Origin of the sequence: Bacillus sp. Cr_A10 (genome assembly GCF_029222665.1) — a bacterium.
GTDB lineage: Bacteria > Bacillota > Bacilli > Bacillales_A > Planococcaceae > Psychrobacillus.
In genome coordinates this window covers 263,945-273,071 of record NZ_JARHXR010000019.1, presented here as the reverse complement: position 1 = coordinate 273,071, position 9,127 = coordinate 263,945, and the positions used below count along the sequence as shown (strand labels likewise).

The window sequence follows — 9,127 nt, the reverse complement described above, 5'->3', positions numbered from 1 at the left end:
AGTGATTACTTTCTTTTCTTCGCTTTTCGTTCTTCTTGTTCCCAGCGTTTCAATGAAGGGAAAGGATCATACGCCCATTCAATTCGGCCGTTGAATTTGTAAATACCATAGTGTAAATGAGGTGGAAATTTTCCAGAGGTCCATTTTTTCCCGTATCCGGTACTTCCAACGTATCCAATTATAGTGCCGGGTTCAAGGATATCGCCTTCCTTTATCCCTTTATTATAATTTGCTAAATGGGCATAATAATGATAGTTGTTGTGCATATCACGAATACCAATTCTCCACCCACCATAATCATTCCAGCCCATCGTTTCCACCATTCCATACGTGGTTGATTTAACTGGAACACCATGAGATGCAAACAGGTCGGTACCTTCATGCATTCTTCGACCGCCCCAACCTCGCCTATCCCCCCATGTACTTCGATAGCTATAATTATATTGAAGCGCCAAAGGGAAGGCATTTTTATCTAAATTGATTGTTTCAAACTCTTCATAAATTTTTGCAATTGTAAGAATTTGTCTAACGGTTTCATCCTTATGATAATAATCCTTTAATGCTCGTTTAAAATCTTTTTCCGAAGGCCCATATTCGCTTAAATGTTCAGACATTGTATACATCACATCATCGTCATTTTTACGATCCGCATACCCGTCTTTATTGCCATCCGCCCCATTTCCTTCAAATAAAACAATAGAGGTCATGTCAATATCGTCTTTTTGAGGATTGAGTATACCTGTCCAATAATTATCCGAAAACTGAATAGCCACAATGCCATCTCGTTCAGGAATATCGTTCCGAACTTGTTGAATGTTTCGTTCATATTGATCGACTGCTGCTAAATAGTACCATGGCAACGTTAAACTCGAGTACTTTATATAGTAATCCATGCGCATTTCTAATATTTGCTCTCGCGTCGGCTCTTCAGCAGCCATAGCAACGGAGGAATTAAGAAAGAAAAATGCACATAAGGAGCTCATGAGAGTAATCAAACGCCACATTTGCAAAAAAACCTCCTTTTTTTAATACTCCATCTAGCTTCCCCAATTTGAAAACATTCATGACTAAAAAATATTACCTTTCCTACAATTAAATAATTATTAACTTTGCGAGCATAATAAAAACGACTGCTCCAAAACAGTCGTTTCCCTCGACAGTTATTTAACACATGCTTCTATAAATGCTCTAAAAATAGAAGCGGATGTCATGTCATTTTTCAATAATAAACATTCAGGATGCCATTGGACCCCAAGGACAAACTGGTGACTTTTACTTTCAAATGCTTCTATAAACCCATCACTTGAAACAGCACTAACCTCAAAACCAGTTGGGACCATGCGGTTTGCCTGATGATGGAAGCTATTTACTTTAAACTCTTCCGATTGTGTAATTTCATGTAATAGGGAATTCTTCGTCACTTGCACATAATGAGAAGCATGCCAACGAGGTGCTTTTTGATCATGCTGCAAAAGCTTACTCTCCGTTTGCGAATAAATATCTTGATACATATCTCCACCAACTGCAATATTTAAAATTTGAGCACCACGGCAAATCCCAAATATCGGCTTATCTAGAGCAAGCATTTTTTCAATAATAGCTATTTCAAAAGCATCTCTTTCCGGAGTAATACTTCCAAGACCTTCAAAAGGCTCTTCCCCAAACAAAGTCGGGTCAATATCTCCTCCTCCCGTCAAAAGTAAACCATCCAACTTTTCAACAATGGAATCAATCCCATCACCGATTAGATTCGGTAAAACAAACGGAACACCACCAAAAGCAACAACCGCTTCAATATTGTCCATAGAAACAGTAAGAGCTTCCTCTTTCAAACTAGAAGAAACACCAATAATCGGTTTCACAAAAATCCCCCTATGCCATTTTTCTCTCATTCACTTAACCCATCGCCCGATGTATGACAGTATTATTTCTGGTGCCAGGCACCCGTAATACTATTGTCATAATTATTTATCCGTTTGTTTCTTCCATAATGTCATTGGGTTTCTTAATTCATCTGGAAGTTTCATATGTTCCATAACAAAAGTGCGTTCTTTTTCTGTTTTCTGCAAATCCTCATAAATGATTGCTGATTTACCAAGCCCCACAGCTTTAGCCTCTTCTAGTGTTGCACAATAATATGCTTTATCTAAGCCTGCAAAGTTCATTGCTGCAAAACACATAGGACAAGGCATACCACTTGCATACATTGTATATCCAGAAAGATCATTTGTTTGTAACTGCTCTTGGGCACGGCGAATTGCAAGTAGCTCTGCGTGTCCGCTAACATCATAATTGATATGTAATTCATTTACACCTTCGCTTATTATTTCTCCATCTTTCACAAGCACGGCTCCAAATGGCTGTCCACCGTTTCCCACGTTCTCAACCGCAAGCTCCACTGCTCTCTTCATAAACTGATCCATCCGATTGTCTCCCCCCTTTTGAAGCAATTTTAGCACAATTTAAGGCGCATACGGTAGTTAATAAAAAATGGCGATATAACCCCAATATATGGAGTTTCTATACTAATAATGAAGACCATTTACATGTTAAATCCCTGAAATTCGGTATCCAAACGCCATAATAAAAAGCCAAGAACTAAACGAATTCTAAAAGATCCGCCGTTCTTGGCTTAATAATTTTTATTATTCTGCGTTACGCATTTCATCTAATACACGATTTACACGTTTTTCTAACATTTTCATGCCGCTTCCGCCTGCTTGAAAATGACGAAGTTGTCCATCTTTGTCGAAGACGTAATAAGCTGGTACGTATTGATTTTCAAACGTGTCTGTAAGCTTCATTTCGCTATCAACAAAAATAGGTTGTGTAATATTATGTTCTGCTGCTACTTTTTTAATTTCATCCAAATCCACGTCTTTTTCAGAACGAGGCATGTGTACAGCAACAACATTTAGTTCGTCTTTATATTGATCACGAAATTCGTTTACATTCGGCATTGCTTCCTTACATAATCCACAACTAATTGACCAGAAGTGAACCAAAGTTGGCTTTTCACCGACTAATTCGCTAGTGGAGACTTCTCCATTTAACCATGTAGTAGCACCTGTAAGTTCAGGCATTGGTGTACGTAATTTCATTTACAGTTCCTCCGTTACATAATTAGTCAAATTCTCCTTGGTGCATTTCTTGCAAAATACAAAATCTGTGACACCCACCGGAGGCTTTAATCTTTATCAGAATTAAAACTACTTAATAAGATTAAAGTGTTTTTTGACCTGGACGCCAGTTTGCTGGGCAAAGACCGCCAGTTTGAAGAGCTTGTAATACACGAAGTGTTTCATCTACGTCACGGCCAATGTTGTTGTGATTTACTACTTGATATTGAAGTTCACCTTCTGGGTTGATGATGAATAGACCACGAAGTGCTACTCCTTCTTCTTCAATTAGTACGCCATATTCACGAGCAACTTGATGGTTGGGATCTGCTGCAAGTGGATATTTTAAATCACCTAAACCGTTGTCTTCACGAGCTGTGTTGATCCAAGCTAAATGCGTGTGAATTGTATCTGTTGAAACTCCGATAACTTCTGCATCTAGATCTTGGAATTCATCGTAACGATCTGACATTGCTGTAATTTCAGTCGGACAAACAAAAGTAAAGTCCATTGGATAAAAGAATAATACTGTCCATTTATCTTCTTTCATAATCTCTTCTAAGTTTACTTTTCCAAAAGATTTGTCCGCCATTACTGCATCCATTGTAAATTTTGGTGCTTGTTTACCTACCATACGTTCTGCCATGTAAATCCCTCCAAAGTGTTATTTATATAAATTTACTCACGCATTAAAGGATAGCAAAATATCCCTTCCAAATCAATTTTTCGCACTCACAATTTGTCGAAACAAATAATTATTTGTCTTCTATGTGACTATTTATAAAGAGGAAAAATGTTATTCCAACAGTATTTCCTGGGGAATAACATTTTAATTTGTCACAAAATGAAGTTATTAAAAAATACATAAAAATCGAAATTAATTAAACAAGTGAACCACCATTTTTACTATAATTCACAATTCCTTCCGCACTTCTATAAGCAAGTGCAGCTACTGTTCCTGTAGGATTATAACCACCATTATGAGGAAAGTTTCCTGCGCCGACTACAAATAAATTCTCTGCGTCCCAATGTTGTAGATACGAATTCACTACACTATCCTCTGGACTACTTCCCATAATTGTTCCACCTGTATTATGAGTTGTTTGGTAACCTACAATATCGTAGTCCGTAATAGGTTTTTTAATATCTACCGTTTTAGCACCCATTTCCTTCATAATATTGGAGCATACCTCAGATAAATGTTTATGCAGAGCACGATCTTGATCCGTAAAATTATAGGTCATTTGAAGAAGCGGTACGCCATAAGCATCCTTATAAGTACTATCCAATGAAAGGTAATTCTCTTTATGAGGCATGGATGCACCTTGTCCCCCAATTCCTAATGTACGTGTGTAATTATAGATAGAATTCTTTTTAAATTCTGCTCCCCATGTAGGTGTATCAACTTGTATCGGGTTTGTTTCAATCGGTCTATATCCCGTCTGTGTGATGGAAATACTTCCGCCATGTATAAAGTCTAAATCACTATGGTCAAAGTTGTCCCCGTTGAAATCATCGATCGTCATACCAAGTGCCCCTGCACCCATGAAAACATTCATTTGTTCTTCAAAATAACCAGTTGCTCCAGGAAGTATTTGGTAGCAATAGTTTTTCCCAAGTGTTCCTCTTCCTGTATCAGGATTATATTGTTCCCCTATATTAGAAACCATCAGAAGTTTCGCGTTATTCATAACATAACTAGCCAACACAACTACTTCTGCTTCTTGAATAAATTCTTCCCCAGATAGAGTATCAATATATTTAACACCAGTTACTTTATTTCCATTTTTCATAACTTCCACTACATTTGCATGAAATCTCTCTTCAAAATTACCAGTTTTTCTAGCAGTCGGAATAACCGTTATTTCAGGTGACGTCTTAGCGCCATACTCACATCCGAATCTTTCACAGAAACCACAATATTGACATGCATTAATAACTTCGCCATCTGGATTGGTATAAGCTTCAGACAAATTTGCAGATGGTAACATAAAAGGAGTATATCCGAGTTTTTTAGTTGCCCCTTCAAACTTTTTCAATATAGGTGTTTTCTTCATAGGTGGAGTTGGGAACTGTTGAGCTCTTTTTCCCCAGAAAGGATTTGTATCTTCTCCAGAAATTCCAGCTGTTTGTTCATATTTATAAAAATACGGCTCTAAATCGTCATAGGTAACTCCCCAATCTTGCAGGAGATAATCTTTAGACAATTTATTTGGACCATATTTTTGATCTGTCATTGTTTTAATTTGGAAATCATAAGGATAAAATCTCCATGTATGGCCATTCCAGTGCGTTCCAGAACCTCCTAGTCCTTCACCAAGTAAAAAAGAACTTAATTGACGCATTGGCAATGCAGGCATTTTTCGGTTATTCCGAATGGTGATAGTTTCTTTGGATAAGTCTTGCATCAATTCATAGCGAAGGGCATATCGATATTCATCATGAATTCTCAGGTAGTCTTCAGTCCCTCGTGATCTGCCTCTCTCTAAACCAATAACTTTTAATCCGGCTTTAGCACATTCAGCAGCAATGATACCACCAGTCCATCCTAAGCCAACTACAATTACATCTACTTTTGGTAACGTCTTAGCCATAAATAGTACCCCTCTTCTCTCTTCCTACATTTCGCCAAGTGACATTGGCTCAATTTTTTGGAATTTATCACTTTCAATTAATTGAATATAAGCCATCTGATGACCAGGGAATTGTTTCATTCTCCAACCATCCATGTTATTATTTCCACCGTACATAGGATCTGCATAAGCACCTTCCAAGGTAGCAGATCTTAGCAAACGGAAGAAAAATGCTGAAGTTGTTCCAGCCATAGGGATTTCATCATTTTGAAAAGCAGTTAAAATTTCATCCATTTGCTCGCCTTCTAAACTAGAAAACCCATTGTCGAATCTTTTATTCGCCTCAGCTTCTAACAATGTAATTCCTTGCCTAAAAATTGCCCCTCGTGTCAATCGACTTTGATACCCTTGTGTAGCTGCACCTACTGCAAATGGACCTTGCATATATTCCCTCGAATTACTTCCATACTGCCCTGCTAATTGATTGTCAATAAAATAAGGTACACCTAACTCAATTGCCCCTGGTCCTAAATCATCTTTAGGAAAAATACGCTCCGTCGCATTAGACAGTACCTGAAAATCACGAGTATTTTGAAAGAATTGCATTCCTCGCGGTGTTGCCATTACATGATTTTCCTTGCCTGCATTGGAAACATCCTGATCATTCTTATCCATATTAAAGCCAACTAATCCACCAATGAGCCCCCCACCGATTAAAGCCCCAGTAGCAACACCTGTTGTTTTTAAAAAGTCTCTTCTTGTAATGTTTTTCTTTCCTTCTGACATACTCATAGTCTCCTTAAAAATAATGATTTGGAATTTTTCTTCTATACCAAAGCATTGACAATTCTAACCAAACTCAATCATCCAAGCTAAATTTTTCTTATCTTTTTCTTATCTTTTTCTTTCTACGCGTAAGAATGAATTGTTACATGGTTGTTACTGGTGCCTGGCACCAGTAACAACCATGTAACAAACCGTAGAAAAAACTCGAATATCTCCATCAAAATTCCCATACAATAGTAAATCTGCTGTGTTTGGGAGGAATCTAATGGGGTATTACGTTAGAGTGGAAAAAGGTGTGAATGTTTTTGTGGAGGATGTTAACCCGACAGGAAGAAAAACAATTGTGTTCATCCATGGCTGGCCCGCAAATCATCAAATGTTTGAATATCAGTTCAATCAGCTTCCAGCTATGGGGTATAGGTGCATTGGAATCGACTTGAGGGGGTTCGGTAAATCGAGCAAACCATGGGAAAGTTATTCGTACGATCGTATGGCGAATGATATTCGGATAGTTATTGATACCCTGAGCCTCGAGGATATTACATTAGCAGGGCATTCGATGGGAGGTGCTATTTCTATACGATATATGGCTCTTCACGGTGGACATAAAGTGGCAAAGCTTGCTCTTATTGGAGCAGCTGCACCTGTTTTCACAAGACGCTCCGATTTCCCGTATGGAATAACTGTTGAAGAAGTAAATAAATTAATAGAAGAAACTTACGCAGATCGGCCGAAAATGTTAAGTGGCTTTGGAGATACCTTTTTCGCCCGTTATTTGACAAAAGACTTTATCGACTGGTTCCATGGACTTGGATTAATGGCAGCGGGATACTCAACCGCAAAATGTTTAGTTTCTCTCCGAGATGAAGACTTGCGCAATGATTTACCTTTCATACAAGTTCCTACCGCCATCTTGCACGGTAAACAAGATAAAGTGTGCCCTTTCGTTTTAGGGGAATTATTGCATCAAGAAATTACCAACTCTATTTTGATTCCTTTTGAATATAGTGGTCACGGATTGTTTTATTGCGAGGTTGAGAAGTTTAATCAGGAGTTAACGCGGTTTATTGGATAAAGTCTATAGATCTTACATAACAAAATATTTTCTACTTATTCTGATATGATAAAAAGCATCCCAAAACAATTTAAATGTTTTGAGATGCTTTGTTAAAACTATGCTTACATCGGTGGTGGAATTGTTAATGTAGCCTTTCCATTTGTTTCATAATCTGAGGCAAGGTTCACACTATTATAATTTGCATTAACAAAAAAGGTAACTGACAACATTAAAATAAACAAAATTAATTTTTTCATCCATTTTCCCCTTTATCAATATATTGAACTGCCTTTTCAAATTTCCCTTCTCTTTTGTAATAATTCGCCAGTATAGAAGAGTAATGTTCTTTTGCTCCTATTAACACTGCAAGTTTTGAAGAGGATGGCAATATTTTATTTTCCAGAAGGTCCATTGCCTTTACTTCTTGATCACTTAGTAATAGTAAATAAAATGTTGCGAATAAACGAAAATGTACAACTCTCATTTGCGTCGCTTCCGCTTTTAACAATTCAAAGCTATCTTTGCTATCCTCCCACAGTCCTAATTTATATTCCGTATAAGCCAAATTATATAAACTTAACAGATAGAAATCAGTATCCTTTGACATAAGTGATACGCTTTTTTTAAAATATGCAAGGGCTATAGAGTGATTTGCCATGCTATCATGAAGATCGCCTATATTGTTGTATATATGTGGTAACAATTCAATCTGATTGAACATTTCTGCATTTCTAAGTAGATGACTATAAATTTCAAGTGCCTCATCATAAAGTTCCGCACGAGAGTAATTAATTGCTAGCATCATCATTACATGTAGAATCCTTTTTAAATTGTATTCTTCATAATAAGACTCCAAAGACTTTTTTCCATAAAAAATTGCTTGACTATGCTGATGTAAATGACCCTTTACTAAGCCTAAATGGTAGTAAAACTCACCTTCTAAATGGTTAATTCGATTATCCGTCTGTACTAAGCGAGTTAACAGTTCATCTCCTTCTTCGTATCTCCCTCTTAAGACTAAAAATAGCGCCTTAAAATAAGTAAATAAATACTCTTCATGTTGGGAAAAATTCTGCTTCTGTGCCTGCAACCACTTTGACTGTTCTTCCGCCTTATTAAAATCACGAATAAACACATAGTATCTTAATCTATACAGTTCATACACATAAGCGTAGTCAGTAAATACTATAATATCCACATAGTTTTCTAATTGATTAAATGCTTCTGTAATTTTGTCTTTCTCATAAAACTGGATATAATCTAAAAACTCTTTGAGCAAATGTCGAATATTCTGCTCGCTTTTTTCCACATCCTGCAAGTTAATCTCCAAGCGTTCTAGCAACAATCGTAGCGTTTCTTTGTTTGCATCCTTCGCATTATTCTCTATTTTACTGAGATGAGGAATTGAACAAATCCCCATCGCTAGCTCCCTCTGCGTTATTCCCTTTTTCGTTCGGTGATACTTAATCAATGAGCCAATTTGCACAATCTCAACTCCTAAACTTTCAGTCTACTATCATTATATAATAATCGAAATTTTCCCAATAAACAAAAGGTATATTATGTGATAGTTTAAAAGTGTACTAAAAAAC

At 36.9% G+C, this 9,127-nt stretch carries 10 protein-coding genes; 1 reads left to right on the top strand and 9 read right to left on the bottom strand.

The annotated features are described in order from the left end of the window. Positions 1-5: 5 nt before the first annotated feature. The 7 genes from P2Q73_RS17555 to P2Q73_RS17525 all read right to left on the bottom strand — a co-directional run bounded on the left by P2Q73_RS17555 (position 6) and on the right by P2Q73_RS17525 (position 6,478). Complete coding sequence (locus P2Q73_RS17555) at positions 6-1,004, bottom strand: M23 family metallopeptidase (RefSeq protein ID WP_275789513.1); 999 nt, start codon at positions 1,002-1,004, stop codon at positions 6-8. Positions 1,005-1,160: 156 nt separating this feature from the next. Beyond that, complete coding sequence (locus P2Q73_RS17550; RefSeq protein WP_275789482.1) at positions 1,161-1,862, bottom strand: gamma-glutamyl-gamma-aminobutyrate hydrolase family protein; 702 nt, start codon at positions 1,860-1,862, stop codon at positions 1,161-1,163. A 102-nt stretch (positions 1,863-1,964) separates the two neighbouring features. Then, the gene (locus tag P2Q73_RS17545; RefSeq protein ID WP_275789480.1) at positions 1,965-2,423 is read right to left on the bottom strand and encodes a nucleoside deaminase; all 459 of its coding nucleotides are present in this window, start codon (positions 2,421-2,423) and stop codon (positions 1,965-1,967) included. 222 nt (positions 2,424-2,645) lie between these two features. Beyond that, positions 2,646-3,101: a TlpA family protein disulfide reductase gene (locus P2Q73_RS17540; protein WP_053590412.1), complete on the bottom strand. Its 456-nt coding sequence runs from the start codon at positions 3,099-3,101 to the stop codon at positions 2,646-2,648. 121 nt (positions 3,102-3,222) lie between these two features. Further along, positions 3,223-3,765 carry a peroxiredoxin gene (locus P2Q73_RS17535; RefSeq protein ID WP_053590413.1) on the bottom strand — a complete coding sequence of 181 codons (543 nt, stop codon included), beginning with the start codon at positions 3,763-3,765 and terminating at the stop codon, positions 3,223-3,225. A gap of 235 nt (positions 3,766-4,000) precedes the next feature. Continuing rightward, positions 4,001-5,713: a GMC family oxidoreductase gene (locus P2Q73_RS17530; protein WP_056827852.1), complete on the bottom strand. Its 1,713-nt coding sequence runs from the start codon at positions 5,711-5,713 to the stop codon at positions 4,001-4,003. A gap of 24 nt (positions 5,714-5,737) precedes the next feature. Next, the gene (locus tag P2Q73_RS17525) at positions 5,738-6,478 is read right to left on the bottom strand and encodes a gluconate 2-dehydrogenase subunit 3 family protein (protein ID WP_275789476.1); all 741 of its coding nucleotides are present in this window, start codon (positions 6,476-6,478) and stop codon (positions 5,738-5,740) included. Positions 6,479-6,743: 265 nt separating this feature from the next. On the opposite strand from P2Q73_RS17525, the gene P2Q73_RS17520 reads away from it, so the two are divergent. After that, positions 6,744-7,553: an alpha/beta fold hydrolase gene (locus P2Q73_RS17520; RefSeq protein WP_275789474.1), complete on the top strand. Its 810-nt coding sequence runs from the start codon at positions 6,744-6,746 to the stop codon at positions 7,551-7,553. A gap of 104 nt (positions 7,554-7,657) precedes the next feature. Here the strand turns inward: P2Q73_RS17520 and P2Q73_RS17515 are convergent, their stop codons facing one another. Together P2Q73_RS17515 and P2Q73_RS17510 are read right to left on the bottom strand one after the other, a co-directional pair. Beyond that, positions 7,658-7,792 carry a hypothetical protein gene (locus tag P2Q73_RS17515; protein WP_256363911.1) on the bottom strand — a complete coding sequence of 45 codons (135 nt, stop codon included), beginning with the start codon at positions 7,790-7,792 and terminating at the stop codon, positions 7,658-7,660. After that, positions 7,789-9,021: a helix-turn-helix domain-containing protein gene (locus tag P2Q73_RS17510; protein WP_275789472.1), complete on the bottom strand. Its 1,233-nt coding sequence runs from the start codon at positions 9,019-9,021 to the stop codon at positions 7,789-7,791. The genes P2Q73_RS17515 and P2Q73_RS17510 overlap by 4 nt, the downstream gene beginning before the upstream one ends. Positions 9,022-9,127 lie beyond the last annotated feature (106 nt).

Excerpts from the sequence above, each read along its gene's own strand:
- P2Q73_RS17555 (WP_275789513.1), bottom strand. The coding sequence starts at position 1,004 with ATGTGGCGTTTGATTACTCTCATGAGCTCCTTATGTGCATTTTTCTTT.
- P2Q73_RS17545 (WP_275789480.1), bottom strand. The coding sequence starts at position 2,423 with ATGGATCAGTTTATGAAGAGAGCAGTGGAGCTTGCGGTTGAGAACGTG.
- P2Q73_RS17540 (WP_053590412.1), bottom strand. The coding sequence starts at position 3,101 with ATGAAATTACGTACACCAATGCCTGAACTTACAGGTGCTACTACATGG.
- P2Q73_RS17535 (WP_053590413.1), bottom strand. The coding sequence starts at position 3,765 with ATGGCAGAACGTATGGTAGGTAAACAAGCACCAAAATTTACAATGGAT.
- P2Q73_RS17530 (WP_056827852.1), bottom strand. The coding sequence starts at position 5,713 with ATGGCTAAGACGTTACCAAAAGTAGATGTAATTGTAGTTGGCTTAGGA.
- P2Q73_RS17525 (WP_275789476.1), bottom strand. The coding sequence starts at position 6,478 with ATGTCAGAAGGAAAGAAAAACATTACAAGAAGAGACTTTTTAAAAACA.
- P2Q73_RS17520 (WP_275789474.1), top strand. The coding sequence starts at position 6,744 with ATGGGGTATTACGTTAGAGTGGAAAAAGGTGTGAATGTTTTTGTGGAG.
- P2Q73_RS17515 (WP_256363911.1), bottom strand. The coding sequence starts at position 7,792 with ATGAAAAAATTAATTTTGTTTATTTTAATGTTGTCAGTTACCTTTTTT.